Annotated in this window: 19 protein-coding genes and 1 pseudogene; 11 read left to right on the top strand and 9 right to left on the bottom strand. The window is 67.5% G+C overall.

Annotation, left to right across the window (positions count from 1 at the left end; genetic code table 11):
- Positions 1-7: 7 nt before the first annotated feature.
- From ACZ56V_RS11115 to ACZ56V_RS11105, 3 genes and pseudogenes are all read right to left on the bottom strand, one after another.
- The gene (locus tag ACZ56V_RS11115; protein WP_467379307.1) at positions 8-205 is read right to left on the bottom strand and encodes a hypothetical protein; all 198 of its coding nucleotides are present in this window, start codon (positions 203-205) and stop codon (positions 8-10) included.
- A 341-nt stretch (positions 206-546) separates the two neighbouring features.
- Positions 547-1600: pseudogene (locus ACZ56V_RS11110) on the bottom strand (DUF4037 domain-containing protein).
- 553 nt (positions 1601-2153) lie between these two features.
- Positions 2154-2585 carry a winged helix-turn-helix transcriptional regulator gene (locus tag ACZ56V_RS11105; protein ID WP_398909528.1) on the bottom strand — a complete coding sequence of 144 codons (432 nt, stop codon included), beginning with the start codon at positions 2583-2585 and terminating at the stop codon, positions 2154-2156.
- 130 nt (positions 2586-2715) lie between these two features.
- On the opposite strand from ACZ56V_RS11105, the gene ACZ56V_RS11100 reads away from it, so the two are divergent.
- Together ACZ56V_RS11100 and ACZ56V_RS11095 are read left to right on the top strand one after the other, a co-directional pair.
- Complete coding sequence (locus ACZ56V_RS11100; protein WP_468941638.1) at positions 2716-3588, top strand: aldo/keto reductase family oxidoreductase; 873 nt, start codon at positions 2716-2718, stop codon at positions 3586-3588.
- A gap of 235 nt (positions 3589-3823) precedes the next feature.
- Complete coding sequence (locus ACZ56V_RS11095; RefSeq protein ID WP_467379304.1) at positions 3824-4024, top strand: hypothetical protein; 201 nt, start codon at positions 3824-3826, stop codon at positions 4022-4024.
- Here the strand turns inward: ACZ56V_RS11095 and ACZ56V_RS11090 are convergent.
- Positions 3993-4652 carry a TetR/AcrR family transcriptional regulator gene (locus ACZ56V_RS11090; protein WP_467379303.1) on the bottom strand — a complete coding sequence of 220 codons (660 nt, stop codon included), beginning with the start codon at positions 4650-4652 and terminating at the stop codon, positions 3993-3995. The two genes, ACZ56V_RS11095 and ACZ56V_RS11090, sit on opposite strands and share 32 nt — an antisense overlap.
- Positions 4653-4904: 252 nt before the next feature.
- On the opposite strand from ACZ56V_RS11090, the gene ACZ56V_RS11085 reads away from it, so the two are divergent.
- A complete protein-coding gene (locus tag ACZ56V_RS11085; RefSeq protein WP_468941160.1) occupies positions 4905-5837 on the top strand; it encodes an alpha/beta fold hydrolase in 933 nt (310 codons plus the stop codon).
- Positions 5838-6138: 301 nt separating this feature from the next.
- On the opposite strand, the gene ACZ56V_RS11080 is transcribed toward ACZ56V_RS11085, so the two are convergent.
- From ACZ56V_RS11080 to ACZ56V_RS11065, 4 genes are all read right to left on the bottom strand, one after another.
- On the bottom strand, positions 6139-6642 hold the full coding sequence (locus tag ACZ56V_RS11080; RefSeq protein ID WP_468941157.1) for a DoxX family membrane protein: 504 nt from the start codon (positions 6640-6642) through the stop codon (positions 6139-6141).
- 127 nt (positions 6643-6769) lie between these two features.
- Positions 6770-7426 (bottom strand): lytic polysaccharide monooxygenase auxiliary activity family 9 protein, encoded by a 657-nt coding sequence (locus ACZ56V_RS11075; protein ID WP_358744893.1) that lies wholly within the window; start codon positions 7424-7426, stop codon positions 6770-6772.
- Positions 7427-7510: 84 nt separating this feature from the next.
- Positions 7511-7957, bottom strand: coding sequence for a DoxX family protein (locus ACZ56V_RS11070; RefSeq protein WP_468941153.1), 447 nt, complete (start codon positions 7955-7957; stop codon positions 7511-7513).
- Positions 7958-8074: 117 nt separating this feature from the next.
- The gene (locus ACZ56V_RS11065) at positions 8075-10411 is read right to left on the bottom strand and encodes a family 49 glycosyl hydrolase (RefSeq protein WP_468941150.1); all 2337 of its coding nucleotides are present in this window, start codon (positions 10409-10411) and stop codon (positions 8075-8077) included.
- A gap of 850 nt (positions 10412-11261) precedes the next feature.
- Between ACZ56V_RS11065 and ACZ56V_RS11060 the strand changes: the two genes are divergently transcribed.
- From ACZ56V_RS11060 to ACZ56V_RS11040, 5 genes are all read left to right on the top strand, one after another.
- Positions 11262-12446 (top strand): ROK family protein, encoded by a 1185-nt coding sequence (locus ACZ56V_RS11060; RefSeq protein WP_468941147.1) that lies wholly within the window; start codon positions 11262-11264, stop codon positions 12444-12446.
- An 88-nt stretch (positions 12447-12534) separates the two neighbouring features.
- Positions 12535-14274, top strand: a complete 1740-nt coding sequence (locus tag ACZ56V_RS11055; RefSeq protein WP_468941144.1) for an alpha-glucosidase — start codon at positions 12535-12537, stop codon at positions 14272-14274.
- Positions 14275-14314: 40 nt separating this feature from the next.
- Positions 14315-15631, top strand: coding sequence for an ABC transporter substrate-binding protein (locus ACZ56V_RS11050; protein ID WP_467379295.1), 1317 nt, complete (start codon positions 14315-14317; stop codon positions 15629-15631).
- A gap of 110 nt (positions 15632-15741) precedes the next feature.
- Entirely contained in the window at positions 15742-16635 is an 894-nt protein-coding gene (locus ACZ56V_RS11045) for a carbohydrate ABC transporter permease (RefSeq protein WP_467379294.1), read from the top strand.
- 2 nt (positions 16636-16637) lie between these two features.
- On the top strand, positions 16638-17561 hold the full coding sequence (locus tag ACZ56V_RS11040) for a carbohydrate ABC transporter permease (protein WP_467379293.1): 924 nt from the start codon (positions 16638-16640) through the stop codon (positions 17559-17561).
- Here the strand turns inward: ACZ56V_RS11040 and ACZ56V_RS11035 are convergent.
- On the bottom strand, positions 17554-18234 hold the full coding sequence (locus tag ACZ56V_RS11035) for a hypothetical protein (protein ID WP_468941139.1): 681 nt from the start codon (positions 18232-18234) through the stop codon (positions 17554-17556). The genes ACZ56V_RS11040 and ACZ56V_RS11035 overlap by 8 nt on opposite strands.
- 8 nt (positions 18235-18242) lie before the next feature.
- On the opposite strand from ACZ56V_RS11035, the gene ACZ56V_RS11030 reads away from it, so the two are divergent.
- The 3 genes from ACZ56V_RS11030 to ACZ56V_RS11020 all read left to right on the top strand — a co-directional run bounded on the left by ACZ56V_RS11030 (position 18243) and on the right by ACZ56V_RS11020 (position 19481).
- The gene (locus tag ACZ56V_RS11030; protein WP_467379291.1) at positions 18243-18536 is read left to right on the top strand and encodes a hypothetical protein; all 294 of its coding nucleotides are present in this window, start codon (positions 18243-18245) and stop codon (positions 18534-18536) included.
- 26 nt (positions 18537-18562) lie between these two features.
- The gene (locus ACZ56V_RS11025) at positions 18563-18733 is read left to right on the top strand and encodes a hypothetical protein (RefSeq protein WP_467379290.1); all 171 of its coding nucleotides are present in this window, start codon (positions 18563-18565) and stop codon (positions 18731-18733) included.
- A 295-nt stretch (positions 18734-19028) separates the two neighbouring features.
- Positions 19029-19481: a hypothetical protein gene (locus ACZ56V_RS11020; protein ID WP_468941134.1), complete on the top strand. Its 453-nt coding sequence runs from the start codon at positions 19029-19031 to the stop codon at positions 19479-19481.
- The last annotated feature ends 21 nt before the right edge of the window (positions 19482-19502 follow it).

Raw genomic sequence — 19502 nt, 5'->3', positions numbered from 1 at the left:
CGGCTGCCTACTCGTAGCAGGAACCGCTGCACAGTACGGTGGCCGTGCCGCTCTCACCGACCGCCGTGGAGGTGTGATGGGCGACGGCTGTGGGGGTCTTGCTGGTCTCCCAGGGCATGGGAGCGGCCATGGCATGCGATCCGAGGGCCGTGAACGCTGCGGTGGTCACGAACACGACGGTCGGCACACGCTTACGCAGATGCATCTGAACTCCTTCACTACCGGTCGAGGTTGGACCGCTGGCACCAGTCCGGGGGCCTGAAGCCAACTGCCAGTCTCAGCAGCGCGGCGCTTGCAGCCAAGGTCTCCGGCCCGACCCCAGGTACATCTCCCTACGATCACCACGACCGGCTGACCGTGTTCCGCACAGACCCAACAACGGCCGCAATGGCCCCCGTTCTCCCGTGCACAACCAGGACGCCCTTGCCCCATCACAACGCCCCACTCAGGGCAGGCCCGACCGATCGCTGGGCTCACCCAGGGCTGTGCCCACTGAACGGCGCGGAATTCCAGGGGTGCGTGGCGGCTTGCGGCCTGGCGGCGGCCTCACGGCTCTGGGATGCAGGCTGCAGCCCGGGTCACCGCTCGTGTCCGTGCTGGGTGGCTGAGAAGGTCGGTGCTGTCAATGAACTGGTCGACGGTGCCCGTCAGCGGCAGTGCGCGGACTCAGGACTTGGAACGGTCTGCTGTGGTACGGGCGCGTGGTGGGGTCGACCGGGTCGGTGAGACCGAGCCGGTTGTGGGCGGTGGCGACAGTTTCGTAGGCATGAGCCAGGTGGTGTTCGCGAGTGTGCCAGTCGGTGGCGGCAAGGGCCGCGGTGAGGACGGGCGTGAGCACGGCGGCCTGGGGGACGCGGGAGAAGGCGCTGCCGAGCCATTTGCTGTACGGCGGGTAGCGGCGGTCCATGAGCAGGCAGAGCCGCATCAGATCGCGGACCAGGCGCGCGGCGACGACGGCGGAGCCGAGTTCGTCACCGACTTCGCCGCACCGGCCGACGAAAGCCTCCTCTCGCGAGACGCGCTGCCACTGACAGGCCAACAGGTGGAGCCAGAGATCGTGCGGGTACCAGGCGAGATGGGCGCGTGCCGAGGTGAGGTGCCCGAGCCCGTCGTGAAAGACGGCGCCGGCCGTGACCTCGGCGAGCCGCTGTGTGGGGGTGGCCAGCCAGTCCAGTGCGGTGATGTACCGGCCGGGATCAAAGCCCAGCTGAACGGTGAACCAGGTGGCCGGGTCGGTGATGTCGACACGGTGGTGCACCGGGCCGTCGGCCGCCTGCATCACCTTGATGCCCGCCTCGGCGGTGTCGGCGAAGTGGGTGGGATAACCATGGAAGGTCTTCGGCAGACGTGCGGAGAGCAGCTTCATGATCGCCGCCCCGTGACGGGTGCCATCCTGCGGGTCGAGGAACAGCTGGAGCCTGGGCCCCCACTCGTGGTCGGCGGAGCGCGCGGAGTCGAATCCAAGCACCTCAGAGCCGCTGCCGAGAAGGGCAGCGGAGTGCGCCACGCCAGGGGCGGCCTCGTCCAGCAGGGGTCGGACGGCTTCGACGTAGAAGCGGCGGGAGAGTTCCAGTCCGGGGATGAAGGACGGTGTGGTCATGGACCGGAGCCTGCCGGACCGGCATGACGTCGGTCGACGGCTTTTCCCCGAGTGCCCCGCGCCGCCCGATCACGCAAACCCGACCCGACAGCCACTCGATCAGACAGTGCTGCTGTACGTCGTCCTCGTAGATGACACGTCCCGAAGACGCCGGTGAAGCGACCTCGGCGGTTCCGGTGAGACGATTGAAACCGCACGTACTGAACGGCCCCGCTGTCGCGTCGCTCATCCCCGTCCTCCCTCTCACGTTGCCCCTAGGGCCCGCTACCCCCTTGCGCACCAGACAGACGCTTTCGTTCCATGCCACAAGGCTTCAGCCTTGGCGGTCAGGGAACATGGCCGGCAGCGCACGACAGACGGGCGGGACGGCCCGCACCCAGACCCTCAGCACCATGCTGCTCACGGTCATGACCGCTCCAGGAGCCCTGGGCCGTTTCGTTTGGATCATCCGCTCGTTCTTCCGGTCATAGGTCCGGTGGTGGCGCGCGATCCGCGCATGCGGGTTTGGCTTGGCCCGCGTCCGCTGCACCACCCTCATGAGAACGCTGCCGCGCTAGGAAGCTCGTGCGTCGTGGCTCTCGCGATTGGCGAGGACTTGTTCCATGTGGGTCTGGGCCCACTGCCTGAGCCCGCGTGTCAGGTGGTGGAGTGAGAGGCCGAGGTCGGTCAGCTCGTAGGTGACGGTGACAGGGACCGTGGGTGTCACGGTGCGGAGGAGTAAACCGTCGCGTTCGAGAGCCCGTAGGGTCTGGGTCAACATCTTCTGGCTGACGCCAGCCAGTAGCCGGGCCAGCTCGGAGTAGCGCATCGCCTTCGGGGCGTGCGATGCGCCGGACTGTTCGGGTGTGTCACCGCCCAGTGCGCACAGGATCAGGACGACCCACTTGTCTGAGATCCGGTCGAGGAGCTGACGGCTGGGGCACACCGCCAGGAACGCGTTGTACTCCGCCTTGGCCTGCGCTTTCTTGTCGGCCTTCGTCGTCACTGGTCTCGCCTCTCACCTTCTGGGGTGTTACGCACTTCAGAGTGCCTACTTCCCGACAGGAAGTTCCTCTCCAACACTGGTGCAAGAGGGCTGGAGACACCACCCCTTGCATGAAGTGAAAGGCACCACGATGTACACGCCCTCCGCACCTCTTCCCGGCGGAACCTGGACGCTGGGTGACTCGTCCGTCACCCGGTTCGGCTACGGCGCGATGCAGCTCGCCGGCCCGTGGGTCATGGGGCCGCCCACCGATCACGACGGCGCTCTGGCCGTGCTGCGTGAGGCAGTCAGCCTCGGGATCACCCACATCGACACCAGCGACGCCTACGGACCGCGCTTCACGAATGAGCTGATCCGTGAAGCGCTGCACCCCTACCCGGAGCCGCTGCTCATCGCCACCAAGGTGGGTGCGACCCGCGACGCACAGGGCGGCTGGCCCACGGCCCGGCGCCCCGAAGACCTGCGCAAGCAGGTCCATGAGAACCTCGAATCCCTCGGCGTCGATACCCTCGACCTGGTCAACATGCGCATGGGCGACGCTCAGGGCCCGCAGACCGGCTCGGTCGCCGAAGCACTCGAGACGCTCGTCGACCTCCAGCAAGAGGGACTGATCCGCCACCTCGGCGTCAGCAATGTCACCGGAGAGCAGGTCGCTGAGGCGCGCAGCATCGCCCCGATCGTGTGCGTGCAGAACATGTACAACCTCGCCCACCGCCACGACGACGACCTCGTAGATCATCTCGCCGCCGATGGCATCGCCTACGTGCCGTTCTTCCCCCTGGGAGGCTTCACGCCGCTACAGTCCGAGGCCCTCTCACAGGTCGCGAACCGACTGGGGGCGACGCCCATGTCGGTCGCGCTGGCCTGGCTGATCCAGCGCTCGCCGAACATCCTGCTCATCCCCGGTACTTCGTCCACCGCCCACCTGCGCGAGAACATCGCAGGCGCCGGTCTCTCCCTCTCAGACGAGGATGTGGCCGAACTGGACAGCATCGGCCACTGAACAACACACAGATCACCAACCGAGACCGCGCTGTCGGGTGGACCAGAGGAAGATGCCCGCGATGTGGAGGCCGGCCGGGTAGATGATGGCGGTCTTCAGGGGCCCCGGCCTCCGAACCCTGATTCGCGCCCACTGCGCGTCAGTCAACGGCACACTCAGATCAACGACCGACTGATCCGCACGAAACCGCCTGGCCACACCGCCCACGGTCTGCCTCTCCGGCAACGACGAGCGGGTGAAGAAGACCGTCACCGGCCTGCTTACCGGCCTGAGCTGGCAGCCCGACCTGTTTGAAGACCTCGGCGACATCACCACCGCCCGCGCCACCGAAGCCATGATTCTCGCCGTCTCCCACATCCTGCGCTGCTCGCATCCGCCGTGCCCCGCACCGCGACGCGAAGAGGTCACGCAGGACGACCACCGTGCTGCCGACTGACCTCGCCGAGCTGACCGGGGCCTTGGGGGAACCGTGTCCGCTTGCTCGCGTCGAATATCTGGGCGAGTGCGGCGAGGGTCACGTCGACGATGGCGCGCAGTTGCTCCGTGCTCGCTCCGGCTCTGCTCATGACGGCGAGGGACTGGTTCACGGCCGCAAGGTGGGTCGCGAAGGACTCCGCCGCCTCGTCGTGCAGTCGGCCGGCCTTCAGCGCGGCGCGTAGCCGGGTGTGCTGGAGGCCGATCGACTCTCGTGCACGCGCCGCGACGCTCGCGCTCAGCGCTGGGGTCGCCATGACCGTTTGAGCCACCAGGCATCCGTCGGGCAGGCCGGGGTCCGCGATGCGTTCGAGGGTGACATCGAAGAACGCCCGCGCGGCTGCCAGGGGCCGGTCGGCGGCGCAGGACAACGCGGCGTCGTACTTGTCCCCGTAGCGCGTGGTGTAGCGCTCCAGGCAGCGCGTGAAGAGCGTGTCCTTGTCACCGAGGGAGGAGTAGATGGAGCTGCGGTTGAGTCCGGTCGCCCGGGACAGGTCGTCGACCGACGTGTCCGCGTAGCCGGCCCGCCAGAACTGGATCATCGCGGCATCGAGCGCCGTGGCGACGTCGAACTGCTTCTTGCCTGCCATACCGCCCCCTCCCTCCTGCTCCGCCTTCCTGGCGGAGACCATCCTCTCATCATGAACCAATCAGTTCAAGATGAGTTAGGGTGGAGGCGTGATCATGGCCGGACACCCCTCGGGCTCACGGCGCAGCCACCCGCGTACCGCGTGCTCGCGGTCGGCGCCGCCGGGTCGCCGGGTCGCCGGGTCGCCGGGTCGCCGGGTCGCCGGGTCGCCGACGCCATGCTCACCGCTCGCGTCGTGTAGTGGAGGAGAATCATGAAGGAACCCGCAAGCACCCCCCGCGACTCCGGCAATCCGGTCGGGGACCTGCCGTTGGCCAACCTGGACGGTTTCACCCACCGCTGGGTCGACGCGGGCGGCGTCCGGCTTCACGCGGTCGAGGGCGGTCAGCCGGACGGTCCGGCCGTCGTGCTGCTCGCCGGGTTCCCGCAGACCTGGTGGGCATGGCGCAAGGTGATGCCGATCCTGGGTGACCGATTCCGAGTCATCGCGATTGACCTGCCGGGCCAGGGCCACTCCGAACGCCCGGACATCAGCTACGACACGCACACGGTCGCGGCGCACGTCCACGCAGCGGTCGAGGGCCTCGGAGTCCCGGCCTACTGGCTGGTCGCCCACGACATCGGCGCGTGGGTCGCCTTTTCGCTCGCCTTGAAGTACCAGGACCAGTTGCGTGGCCTGGCCCTGCTCGACGCCGGTATCCCGGGCATCACCCTCCCTGACGCCATTCCGACCGATCCCGAACAGGCGTGGAAGACCTGGCACTTCGCCTTCCACCTCGTGCCCGAACTGCCCGAGACACTGCTCGCCGGCCGCGAACGGGAGTACGTCGGCTGGTTCCTCAAGGCCAAGACCCTCTCCTCCGACACCTTCGACGCCGCCGAGATCGAGCAGTACGCCGCGTCCGTGGCCGCCGACGGCGGTCTCCGCGCGTCCCTGGCCTACTACCGGGACGCCGCCGCGTCGGCGCGGAAGAACCACGAAGCTCTGGAGCAACAGCTCCTGAGTGTCCCGGTTCTCGGGATCTCCAGCAGCCACGGCTCCATCCCCGACATGGCGGCTTCCATCAGGCCGTGGGCGAAGGAGGCCACCGGGATCGTCGTGCCGGACGCAGGACACTTCATCCCCGATGAACAGCCCGATGCGGTCGCTGCCGCGCTGACCGACTTCCTCACCGAGGACGACTGAGACCGGCGTAAGCAAGTGTCAGGACCGGCACCCGCCCCCCTGACCGACTCAGCTGCCCGGCGTCCAAGGGGCCGTCACCCGCCTCCCGGCGGTATCAGCCTGTTGACCGCTCGAAGTGTAGGGTCTCGCCGCTCGGGGCACAGGGCATGCTCGTTGACCAGCGTTTCTTCCGCTGTCTCAAGTCGATGGCACAGCCGCTCAGTCTTACGAACGTGGCATTTCTGCGCGGTGTCGGCTGACTTCTTGTCCCGCAAGACCGGGCTGGTTGTCTGGTGGGCTGCGTAGCGGGGGTTCGTGGGCGTCAACCAGAGACCTCGTCGGCTGCGACGGCCAGGCAGGCGGCTACCAGGACCAGGTTCTTCAGGACGTACTGGCCTTCGAGGGTGGGCACACCGTGGTGCCACATCTGACCGTGCAGCAGCGCGAGGGAGGTGAAGACCCCGGCCATGTGCCCGAAGAACGCCATCAAGGCGGGCCGGAGGAACAGGCCGGTGACCAGAGCGAGTCCGATCAAGGTCTCCGCGGTGCCGAGCAGAGGCATGGACAGGGTCGTGGGCAGCAGGCCACCGGTGAGCTTCGTCATGGCGGCGGTCGCGATCTCCTCGGCCGGGCTCGCGGCAGGGAAGAACTTGAGCGCCCCGAACCAGCAGTAAAGGACACCGACGCTGATGCGCAGAACCACGGTGCTGCGCATCCGGTAGTACTCGGCCGCGCGCTGTGTGGCTGTCCTTCGGGTGGATGGGGTGCGCACGGCGGGAAGGAGCCGGTCGCGCAGCAGGCGGCGGGGGTGGCTGGTCAGGAGCATGGGTCCTCCGGGAGGCGACCGGACCGGCCGCGGCAGCCGACCGGTAGAGGGAGGGGGAAGGCCCCGCGAGGTGTGCACCTCGCGAGGCCGATGTGCCGTGACGTCGTTCAGCTGGGTCGCGCTGGTGTCAGCTGAAGTTGACGTCGCTGCACAGGAAGTACTTCTGGTCCATGTGGGACGCCTTCCACACGGTCACCACGACGTGCCGTCCGCTGTAGCCGGAGGTGCTGACGTCGGTGACGTAGTGCGCCTGGTAGGGGTAGCGGCCGGTCTTCTTCACCAGTTCGAGGTCGTCCCACCCGATCAGCTCGTACTCGGGGTTGAAGCCCTGCTTGGTGACGTAGACCTCGAGCCAGTCCGCGCCGTGCCGGGCCTCGTCGTAGAGGTCGACGGTGAAGTTGGCGCCGATGTCGGTCATCTTCCACGGGCCGGGGCGGTCGAGCGGCCGGTAGTTCGTCTCGCCCTGGCCGCCGGCGCTGCAGATCTGGCCGTCGGGGATGACCTGCTTGTAGTTGTCGCCGGTGTTGTTGGCGTAGACGGCCTTCCACGCGCCGATGGCGTTGGCGTTCTCGTGGTAGGTGCGGTAGCACATGGGGTCCTGGGACTCGTTGGGCTCGCTGTAGCCCCAGCGCTGCAGGCAGCCGTAGTTGCGGGTCTCGGGCGCGATGACCGTGCCGTGTGCGGCGGCCGTCGGTGCCCCGGCGAGCACGCCGATCAGGCTGGTGGCCAGTACGGCGGCGCCCAGTGCGGTGCGGCCGGCCGCGGTTGCGGGTACGCGGTTCATGATGCTCTTCCTCCGTGTGCGTCGGGGAATCACAGACCGATATGGCCCGTGATTTACGTGCTCATGACAGGCTGTTGTGTGAGGTCAGCTGCTGCGCGTGTCGCTCACCTCCTTTCGCGTGTGCTGCTTGCGGTGGGTGGAAAGGGCGAGCAGCTCGGTCGTGGCCCATCGGCCGGGGCCGAGGACGGCGATGAGCAGGAAGGCCCAGCAGAACAGGGCCGCCTGCTCGCCGCCGTTCTCCAGCGGGAACAGTCCGTCGCTCTGGTGGTGGACGAAGTAGGCGTAGGCCATGGAGCCCGAGCACAGAAGGGCGGCCGGCCGGGTGCCCAGGCCGAGCAGGACGAGGGCGCCGCCGACCAGCTGGATCACCGCCGCCCACCATCCGGGCCACTGGCCGGTGCTGGGGGGCTGCCCGTGCGGTCCGCCGAGCACGTCGAAGAGCGTTGCCGCCCCGTGGCAGGCGAACAGCAGTCCGAGCACGATCCGGAACAGGCCCAGCACCGGTCCCTGGTACCTGGTGGGTTTCTCCACGGTGATGCCCTTTCTCAGCGGCGAGCGGGGGAGGGCCGCTTCCTCCAGAGAGGAGCGGGGTGTGGGGCTGGTGGCCGCCGGCGGCGGTTGGTCGCCGGCGGCGGCCACCGGGGTGGATCAGGAGGTGAGGGTCCACTTCTGGCTGGCCCAGGTGCCGCAGTCCCACAGGTGCAGGCGGGCGCCGTCGGCGGTGCTCTGGCCTTCGATGTCGAGGCAGCGTCCGGACTTGACGTTCTTCAGGGTGCCGTTGGACTGGAAGGCCCACTTCTGGCTGTCCCAGCTGCCGCAGTCCCACAGGTGCGCCTTGGTGCCGTTGGCGGTGGCGCCGCCTTCGACGTCGAGGCACTTGCCGCCGGACTTCAGCTGCTGGCCGTCGAGCGCCCAGCTCATCGAGGCCACGTTGGCGCAGGACCACTGCTGGACGGTGGTGCCGTTGGTGATGGAGCCGCCGGCGCGGTCGATGCACTTGGAGGTCGCACCATTGACGATCTTGCCGCCGGTGACCGGGTCGGGGTCGGGGTTGCTGCCGCCGGGGCCCCAGGCGTTCCAGTTGTCCCAGGTCTCGGCGTCGAAGCCGATCCGGCCGAGCTGGTCGGCGGACCAGTTGTTGCCGGACTTGCTGATGACGGTGCCGCCGACGGTGTAGTTCTCCAGCTTCAGGCCGCGGCTGTCACGCGTCTCGTTGCCGAGGGTCACCTTCTGCCCGGCGCTGTTGCTGTGCCGCTTGAGGAGGCTGACCTGGGAGGACGGGTCGAGCTGGTTCCACGCGCCGATCTTGAGGTTCTTGACGTGGATGTTCTCGGTGCTGGACAGGGCGAAGACGCGGATCGCGCAGTTGGTCATGCCCTCGACGGTGATGTTCTCGAAGGTCATGTTCTTCACCCACGCGCCTGGATCGGCCTTGGTGGTTGAGCCCATGTCCTCCCAGTGCGAGGAGGAGTTGAGGATGCAGGTGTTGTACTTGACGTCCTTCCAGTACATCCGGTTGTGGATGACGTGGGTGTTGTTCACCCGGACGTTGTCGATGTTGCGCGGGGTCCAGCCCCACTGGATGACGGGGCCGTTCTCGTTCTTCCAGATGACGGTGTTATCGATGCTGACGTCGCTGTGGTACATCTTCAGCACGTCGTCGTTGGCGTTGAAGAACGTGTTCTTCATGGTGCTGCCGCGGTACAGCTCGATGCCGTCGGTCTGCCAGTACCAGGAGCCGACCTGCTTGTAGTTGTCGACTCGCATGCTGAACGTCTGCTCGTCGCCGTAGACGACGAAGGAGTGGTAGGGCGGCTCGTTGATGGTCACACCCTGCAGGTCCAGGCGCTGCTGGCGGCCCTGCGCGGAGGCGAACTGCAGCATCTTCACGCAGCTGGAGTGGCAGTTGGACGCGCCGGAGAGGTGGTCGTAGTTGTTGTTGATGTCCGCCTCGTAGACGTACTGCTCACCGGAGAGGACGCCCTGGCCGGTCACCTTGTACAGCCCCTGGCTGTCGTCGGGGAACCGGATGGCGCCCTTCACATATGCGCCGGGAGCGAGGTAGACCCACTTGACCTGCTTGGGCAGCAGCGCGTGGTACTTGGAGGTCATGTAGTAGGTGCCGGGCCGGAAGTACACGATCTCCTCGCTGATCGTGTTCAGGTTGGTGACCTGGCCCTGAGGCGGGTAGTAGGCGCTGCCCGAGGCCGCCGTCGGGACCAGCCGCTCGGCCTCCGCGCCCGTCGGTGCCGGCTCCGCGAAGATCATCATTGAGTTGCGGGGCTCGGTGTGGATGGCCCGGTTGCCGCCGCCGCCCTGGTCGGTGAGCTTGCCGGCGTCGTTCGCGGGGCCGGACATGTCGTTGTAGGCCGTGTACAGCTGCGGGTCGAACTCGACGGAGAACCGGTAGCCGGCCGAGCTGTAGGGCACCTTGACGCGCACGGTGTCGCTGTCGACCAGCTCCTTGGCGAAGTCCAGGCTGCTCGGCTTGATCTTGACCTGGTCGGCCGAGGAGATCGTCTGGCCGGTGCGCAGGGAGACGTCGACCCACACGTCGGTCGTGTACTGGAAGGACGACCAGCTCATGGTGAGGTTCGCGGACGAGGAGAACTCAGCCCCGTCCTCCTTGGTGTAGCCGATCTTTCCCTTGCCGCTCCGCGGAATGCTCATGTAGGCGAACGAGTCGTACTTCGTCGTCGGGGCCGCCGCGGTGGCGACCTTCACGTCGTAGAACGACGACCGCCGCACCTTGTCGTTCGCCACCGGGCTGGTGGTGTTGAACTCGTAGTTGTCGTGCCACCACGTCTTCAGGGCGGTGCTGTCCGCGGGTGTCGGCTCAGCCGCCGGAGCGGCCAGGGCGTCAGGAGCCGGGCGGCTTGGGGGCGTTCCGGCCGCGGCCGTGCTGACGGGCACGATGACCGAGGCCAGTGCCAGCGCCAGACCGACGGCGATCGCCGCCAGTCGTCTCAGCGCTGCTGCGGGCATGCTGATGTCCTTCTCCTTGGCAACAGGGGACCGCCGGCGGCTCTTCACCGCGGTCTGTTCGGGGGTGGCTCGACCAGCGGGCAGGCGGCGGGACCGCACGCATCAGGGGCGCGGCCGAGGCGGCCACCGGCGGATTCCTACAGGTGTGCCGGGGACGGAAACTGGGTGCCCCCGGCCGGTCCGGGTTACGTACACGTAGATGGCTGGATGCCCGGCGGATCGGCTGGCCACGGCCTTATCGCGGGTCGGTGACCGGGCCAGTGCAAGAGTCCTCCCTTCGGCAGGCAAGAACGGGTGGCGCGTGCGCCCGGGTTCATCCGGGGAGGCCGGAACACTCCGGTTCTCCGCCCCGCCCGGGCCGGTGGGCACAGCACGCACTCCGCTGAAGGCACCAACGGCGCAGACAACGGGTCCCTGGATGCCGCGCAAGCGCCGGATGCTGAGCTCAGCGCTGTGCGGTCGCCGGATAACGTCCCGTCATTTCTTGCCCGTGTCAACGAAATAAACAAGATTCGTTGTCGCTCGCCCGCCTCGTCGGCCGAACCGAGGCCCCAGACCGGGACTTCTGATACAGGAAGCGGGCACACGAGGTGCGATTACGGTTGCGTAACGCGCTGTTTTCTTTCTTGACGCACGAAAACTGGGGGGACAGACTCCCGTCATGTCCAGCCGGCCCGGGGCACCGGACCAGGCGCCCGGGGGAAGGCGGGAGGAGAGCACGGCGATCTCCCCGGCCCTGATTGCGCCACGGTTTCGCCGTCACCGACGACGGCGTGTTCCGCATCGGGTTCGATGGAGGCGGACCGGACAGACCAGCCCTTGACCGACTACACCTTTGGAGGCGCGCGTCATGAGCCCGTCCAAGATCCGCTTCTCGGAGCTTGTCGGTGAGCAGACCCGGGCGGAGATCTTCGCGACCGTCCTCACCGCGGGTCCCATCTCGCGCACCCAGCTGGCCCAGCGCCTGGGGCTCGTCCCCTCGAGCGTGACCCGGATGCTTCCCCCGCTCCTGGAGCATGACTACCTACACGAATCGGACGCCGTTCCTCAGGGGAGGGGACGGCCGCAGAAGATGCTCCACGTCAATCCGGACAAGCACATCGTCGTCGGCATCAAGATCGGTCCCGCACAGGTCTCCGGAGTTGTCACCGACATGGCGGCCAACGTCCTGGCACGCGCCGAGGAACCGATCGCCGACTGCACACCCGAGACCGCCCTGTCCGCCGCTGCAGCCCTGACCAGCAGGCTCCTCTCCGAGGCGCCCGAAGCGGCGGACAGGGTACTGGGGCTCGGAGTCGGGGTCAGCGGCCACGTCGACTCGGGCGCCGGCATCTGCCGCTACTCGGCCCTGCTCGACTGGGACAAGGTCGACGTGGCCGGCCCGCTGCGTGAAGCGACCGGTCTGCCGGTCGTCGTGAACAACGACGTCAACACCCTGGTCGTCGCAGAACGCTGGTTCGGGCAGGGCCGCGACGTCGACTCGTTCGCCGTCGTCACCGTCGGCCCCGGCATCGGCTGCGGCCTGCTGCTCGATGGAACCCTGTTCTCCGGCGCCACCGGCCTGGCCGGAGAGCTCGGCCATCTGCCCCTCGACCCCGCGGGCCCGATGTGCAGCTGTGGCCGCCGCGGCTGCCTGGAAGCTCTCGCCGGGGACCGGGCGGTCCTGCGCCACCTGCAAGACGCGGGCATCCCCTGCACCACGATCTCCGAAGCCACCGATCTCGCACGCTCGCCCGCAGGCGGGTCCGCCCAGGCCGTCGCCCGCTCCGCGTTCGCCGAAGCAGGAGCCGCCCTGGGACGGGGACTGGCCGGCATGTGCAATCTCCTGAACCTGCAAAAGATCATCATCGCCGGAGAAGGAGCGGTCGCCTACGACCTCTTCGGCCCGGCGGCGTCACAGGCACTGGAAGCGCACGCGTTTTCCACCGCTGCCCGCGACTGCGACGTCCACGTCGACCCTGTCCGCCACGACCTGTGGGCCAGAGGTGCGGCCTGCCTCGTCATCCGTGACGCGGTGGGCGCGGCCATCTCCTGATCTGCTGCCACCGCCGAGCTTCACGCCAAAGCTGTCACTCTTCCCCGCCTTCACTTTAAGTAGTTGACCACACACGATGAGGTTTGCCGTGCCCGAAAACGTAGCCAGCCCCGCCGATTCCTGGTGGAGCAAGGCGGTCGTCTACCAGATATATCCGCGCTCCTTCGCCGACTCCAACGCGGACGGAATAGGCGACCTCCAGGGGATCACCGAGCGTCTGGACTACCTCTCCGAGCTGGGCGTGGACGTGCTGTGGCTTTCCCCGGTCTACCCCTCACCGCACGACGACAACGGCTACGACATCAGCGACTACCAGGACATCGACCCACTGTTCGGCACGCTCGCCGACTTCGACCGGCTGCTGGTCTCCGTACACGAGCGCGGCATGAAGCTGGTGATGGACCTGGTCGTGAACCACACCAGCGACGAGCACCCCTGGTTCACTGCCTCCCGCGACAGCGGCCCGGGCGGCCCGAAGCGCGACTGGTACATCTGGCGCCGGCCCCGCGAGGGCATGGAGCCCGGGACGGCAGGAGCGGAACCGAACAACTGGGAGTCGTGGTTCTCCGGTCCCGCCTGGACCTACGACATCGCCAGCGGCGAGTACTACCTGCACACCTTCTCCCGCAAGCAGCCCGACCTGAACTGGGACAACCCCGATGTCCGCCAGGCCGTGTACGCGATGATGCGCTGGTGGCTGGAGCGCGGGGTGGACGGCTTCCGCATGGACGTCATCAACCTGATCTCCAAGAACCCGGCCCTGCCCGACGGCATCGTCGCCGAAGGCGCCCGCTTCGGCGACGGAAGCCCCCACTACGTGTGCGGGCCCCGTATCCACGACTACCTCGCCGAGATGCACCGCGAGGTCTTCGCCGGCCACCCGCGGCGCCTGCTGACCGTCGGCGAGATGCCCGGCGTCACCGTCGAGGAGGCCAGGCTCTTCACCGACCCCGCCCGCCGCGAACTCGACATGGTCTTCCAGTTCGAGCACGTCGGACTCGACCAGGGCCCCGGCGGAAAATTCGACATCCGCCCCCTGAAACTGACCGACCTCAAGGCCAGCCTCGGCCGCTGGCAGACCGGCCTGGGCCAGACCGGCTGGAACAGCCTGTACTGGAACAACCACGACCAGCCGCGCGTGGTCTCCCGCTTCGGCGACGACTCACCGTTCTACCGCTACCGCTCGGCAAAGCTGCTCGCCACCGTCCTGCACCTGCACCGCGGCACCCCGTACGTCTACCAGGGCGAGGAACTCGCCATGGCCAACGCGCCCTTCGCCGCCATCGACGACTTCCGGGACATCGAGTCCCTCAACCACCACCGCGATCAGCTGGCCCTCGGCGCCGACGAACAGCAGATCCTCGCCGGGCTGCGCCACCGCAGCCGGGACAACGCCCGCACGCCCATGCAGTGGGACGCCACCGAACACGCGGGCTTCACCGCCGGCACCCCGTGGATCGGAGTCAACCCCGACCACACCGAGGTCAATGCCAAGGCACAGCAGGCCGACCCCGACTCCGTCTTCCACTACTACCGCCGCCTGATCACCCTGCGGCACACCGAACCCGCCCTCACCCACGGCGACTTCCACATGCTCCACCCCGACCACGAACAGCTCTACGCCTTCACCCGCCACGACGCGGACCGGGGCACCGAACTGCTCGTCCTGGCCAACTTCAGCGGCACCGACCTCACCGTCGACCTGCCCGACGGCTGGGAACACAGCGAGACCCTGATCGCCAACGTTCCCGCCACCGGATCCCTCACGACGCCGCACACCCTGCAGCCGTGGGAAGCCCGCGTCCACCGCCGCCGCACCACCAGCTGACACCCGCCCTTGTCGCAACGACGCACACCAAGGAACCGCCATGAACATCCCGCGCACCCGCTCCGCCCTTCGCAGAAGGCCGCTCCTCCTCGCGGTCACCGCCCTGGCCCTGCTGGCACCGCTGACCGCCTGCGGCGGCTCCGACAGTGCCGAGGGCGACGGCAAGACCCTCCGCCTGTGGCACTACGAGCAGGAGGACGGGGCCCTGAGCAAGGCATGGGACGCGGCCATCGCCGAATTCAAGAAGACCCACCCCGACGTCAAGGTCGTCTTCGAGCGCAAGACGTTCGAGCAGGTCCAGCAGAACGCCGGCATGATCCTCAACTCCGACAAGGCGCCCGACGTCATGGAGTACAACAAGGGCAACGCCACCACCGGCCAGCTCGCCAAGCAGGGTCTGCTCACCGACCTCACCCCTTTGGTGAAGGAACACGGCTGGGACAGGAAGATCAGCGACAGCGCCTCCGTCACCGCCCGCTACAACGACAAGGGCGAGATGGGCGGCGACAAGTGGTACGGCATACCCAACTACGGTGAGTTCGTCCTCACCTACTACAACGACGACCTGTTCAAGAAGTACGACGTCGACAAGCCCACCGACTTCAAGAGCTTCGAGGCCGCGCTCGCGAAGTTCAAGGCCGCCGGCATCACGCCGCTCGCCAACGCAGGCAACGACCACCCCGCCAGCCACTGGCTCTACCTGCTCGCCCTGTCCAAGGCGAACAACACCTGGGTCGACAACTACCAGCGCTACCTGGGCAAGGTCGACTTCCACGGCCCCGAGATGACCTACGCCGTCGACAAGTACCAGGAGTGGCTCGACAAGGGCTACTTCGACAAGAAGGACGTCGGTCTCAAGGGCAGCGACATGGCCGAGCAGTTCGTTGCCCAGAAGAGGCCCATCATGGTCGGAGGCAACTGGTGGTTCGGCAGCCTGACCACCGACATCAAGAACTTCAAGTGGTCCACCGCCCCCTACCCGGGCAGCGAGAGGACGCTTGGTTCCGGCGGCAACAACTGGGTCATCCCCACCAAGGCCAAGAACAAGAAGCTCGCCGAGGACTTCATCGACATCACGATGTCCGACAAGATCCAGAAGCTGATCGGTGAGGAGGGCAACGTCCCGCTCGCGGCCAAGCCGGCCGACATCACCAACCCCAAGTCCCGCCAGCTCACCGAAGCCTTCGCGCAGGCCCAGGAGAACGACGGTCTGGCCTTCTACCCCGACTGGCCGGTCGCCGGCTACTACGACACCTGGGTCGCCGCCACACAGAACCTTATGAACGGCGGCAAGGCCGACTCCGTCCTCGACGAACTGGCCGCCCCCTACAAGAAGTACGTCGCGACCAGGCCCTGACGTTCCCGCCCCGGCCGTCGCCTCGTCGCGCCGCAGGCCGGTAACCACGCGTTCCGGGGGCGGCTGCCCGGGCCCGCCGCGGCAGCCGCCCCGCCCAACCAGGAGCAACAGTGAAAACCAAACGTCACCCGCGGTCCACGGGATATGCCGTCTTCCTCACGCCGGGCCTGCTGCTGAGCCTGCTCTTCCTCGTCGTCCCGCTGGTGATGACCTTCTACTACAGCCTCACGGCGTGGCAGGGCATCGGCGACCCCACATTCATCGGCATGGACAACTACACACGCCTCTTCCAGGATGCCGACTTCTGGGCCTCCTTCCGCAACATCGCCTTCGTCATCATCGGCATCGCCGTCGTGCCCACCCTGCTCGGCCTGTTCCTGGCCGCGCTGCTGTTCGACTACATCGGCAAGAAGCACGGCGACGGCATCGTCGGCATCTTCCGCTCCGGTCTCTACCTGCCCCAGGTCATCCCCGTCGCCGTCACCGGCCTGATGTGGGGATGGATCCTCGCCCCCGAAGGCGCCGTCAACAGCATCCTCGACACCATCGGCCTCGGTTCCCTCGCCGAGAACTGGCTCGGCGACCCCGACCTCGCCCTCTGGGTCGTCCTCGGCGTCCTCGTCTGGATGCAGCTCGGCTACCCGCTCGTCCTCTTCATGTCCGGCCTGCAGCGCATCGACCCCGAACTCTACGAGGCCGCCTCACTCGACGGCGCCTCCTGGTGGCAGCGCTTCACCCGCATCACCGTGCCCATCCTGCGGCCCGAGGTATACGTCGTCCTCGTCACCACCACCATCGCCGGCCTGAAGGTCTTCGCCCAGATCTTCGTCCTCACCGGCGGAGGCCCCGGCAACTCCACCCTCGTCCCCGCCTACTTCGCCTACCAGAACTTCTTCGAACGCGCCGACGTCGGCTACGGATCCGCGATCTCCAGCACCATCACCCTGCTCGTGCTGATCATCGCCGGAACGATGCTCAGCCGCCAGGCCCGCGAGGACGGATGACCATGACCACCGACACCACCACCCCCGTCACCTCCCGCACCAAGAAGGCACACACCTCCGGCCCTGCCCCCGCCACGCGCCGACGCAGGAACAAGGCACCCCGTAAGCGCAGTGCAAGCTCCTACGCCGTCCTCGCCGCGGTCACCGTCTTCGTCCTTGCCTTCCTCGCTCCTTTCGCGATCATCCTGCTCAACTCCTTCAAGACCAGCGCCGACTACCGGGCCAACGGGTCACTGTCCTGGCCCGAGCACTGGAACTGGGACATCATCGGCGACGTCTGGGAACGCGTCGACTTCACCCAGAAACTCGTCAACAGCATTCAGATCAGCCTCGGCGTCGTCCTCATCGCCGTCGTCCTCGCCCTCTTCAACGCCTACGCCATCGGCATCGGCCGCGTCCGCTGGCGCACCGCCTTCCTCGTCTTCTTCCTCGGCGTCAACGTCCTGCCACAGGAAGGACTGGTCTACCCCATCTACTACCTGTTCAAGGAGATGGGCCTCTACGACGGCAAACTCGGCTACACCATCCTCGTCGGCATCACCTACAGCGCCTTCGGCACCTACCTGCTCTCCTCTGTCTTCAGCAGCTTCCCCCGCGAACTCATCGAAGCCGCATCCCTCGACGGCGCCGGCCGCTGGACCATCCTGTGGCGCATCATCCTGCCCATGAGCTGGCCCACCCTGTCAGTGATGTGCGTGTTCTTCTTCGTCTGGAGCTGGAACGAGTTCCTCTACCCCCTCGTCCTGCTGATCTCCAACGACAACCAGACCGTCCCCCTCGGCCTCTCCGTCATGCAAGGCCAGTACACCAGCGACCCCACCGCCCTGAGCGCCGCTGCCCTCCTCGGCGTCATCCCCATGGTCGTCTTCTTCCTCATCTTCCAGCGCACCCTCACCCGCGGCGTCACGGCCGGCGCTGTCAAATAGTCCTCCCAGAGGGGCCCATGCACCCCGGATCCGGCTCACGCCTGCCCCGCCGCCGGATCCGGGGCTCATCTGCGCCAGTCAGCCCATTGAGCGGGCGCTGGCATGCTTCGCGGCGGAAGGCGGGCTCCTCAGCGATCACGGCTTCCATGGCGGGTGAGCACTGCGGTGCGATCGCCTTGAGGCGGCCGGTCCTGCGTGCCGGGGCTGGAACAGCAGCCGGATCAGCGCTGTCCGGGGCCTGCAAGCAGTTCCGCCCCTCGCCGGTGAGCGGGCGGGCCAGATCACTTCCGCCCAGGGCGACCTGGATAAGCCCCGGCGGGGCGCAGGACCGAGTTCTTGAGGAATGCCAGGCGGACCGAGCGAAGAGGTAGTCGGGCAGGTCGTCGGCGAGCATGCCGGGATGGGCGTCGGCCAGGACGATGCGCTGTTCGAGGGCGAGCAGGAGTTGGCGCCAGCGGCGGCGGCCCTGTTCAGTGTCGATGGTGAACGGAGGCATGTCGAGGCGGGTGGTGCGCCGGCCGGTCTGTGCCAGCGCCGTGTCTCCGGTGGCTTCGCCTTCGCTGAACAGGCCCTTGTCCGTGAGGCCCACGCCGACCTTGAGCAAGGTGACCGGGAATTCGTTGGCGATCCATTTCAGGTGGTTGCTGACTTCGATGCCGCTGTCTTGCGCCACTTGAGGAAGTGCAAGTCGTCCAGGAGGCGACACTGCACCGCCTGCTGACGATCACCCAGACACCGATGGACAACGTTCAACTGGCGGAGAGCGGTCGACTCCATCTGGCCCGGCACACGGGTCTGAACAGATATTTCACCGACTTCTTCGCCTTCGTCGAGACGCCCACCACCCTGTGCGCGCAGGCGGCCTCCGCCCGCCGGCAGGTCACGGTGCCGGACGTGGGAACCGCCGCCGTATTCGACGAGGCCTCCCGTCAGGCCATCCTTCAGGCAGCAGGGCCGCCCACAGCGTCCCCCTGACCAACGGCAAGGGCCGCGTTCTGGGCATGATCTCCTCCCACCACGAACGTCCCCTGACCGGCTTCTCCCGCCCCCAACTCGCCGCGCTGCAACAGACGGGAAGCGACGTCGGCCGGTGGCTGTCCTGGCACTGGGACACCGTCGTCCTGGACGCCCTGGAACGCCTCCACGCCCAAGCGGTCAGCGCCTGCCGCTGACCCCCTTCGGCGCGGAGCACTGAGCCGAAGCGTCACACCAGCGCGGTACCGCGGGAGTTGCAGGAACCGGGCGGCTACCGCACCGGTCTACGCGGAGTTCAATCCCACGTGGGACGCGAGGGCACGCGGCGGGCCGTACGTTCTGGGACCACGAGGCGTCGGCCGACCACCGACACCACTCACGGCGGGTCCGAGGCATTTCCGTCACGGCACATCCCGTCGCTGGGGGCGGGTGCCGGCCGCACACGTGCGGCCGGCGTCCCGCTCGTGCTCACACAACGGAGGAATCATGCCCTTGAAACTGACACGTGCCCTGAAGACGGCGTCCGTGGTGGCCGCCACCGCTGCCACGCTCGGTGCGGGGACCCTCACCCTCGCCCCCTCGGCGGGTGCCACCTCGTGGAACATCGACACCTGGTCGTCGTTCTGGCAGCCGTGCGGCACCTACATGTGCCTGTACTACAGCCCGAATCTCGACAATGCGAGCTGGACCCCGACCCGGACGTCCGACGCGAACCTCGGCGGAAACACGTTCGCGAACCACGGCACCGGCTCCGCGGGCGCCGGCCAGGTGGTGCGCAACAACGCCGCATCCATGGGCAACAACACGACCAACTGCCACGTCGCCACGTTCGTCTCGCCCAACTTCACCGGTGACGCCAACTGGCTCCACGCGGGCCACGCGGGCAACCTCAACTCCCGCCTGCGCAACAACGAGGCGTCGATCCGCGTGGACTCCTGCACCTGAGCAAGTCAGGCCCACCCGGTC

Source organism: Streptomyces sp. NPDC034099 (genome assembly GCF_055575415.1).
This window is presented reverse-complemented; position numbering and strand designations above follow the sequence as displayed.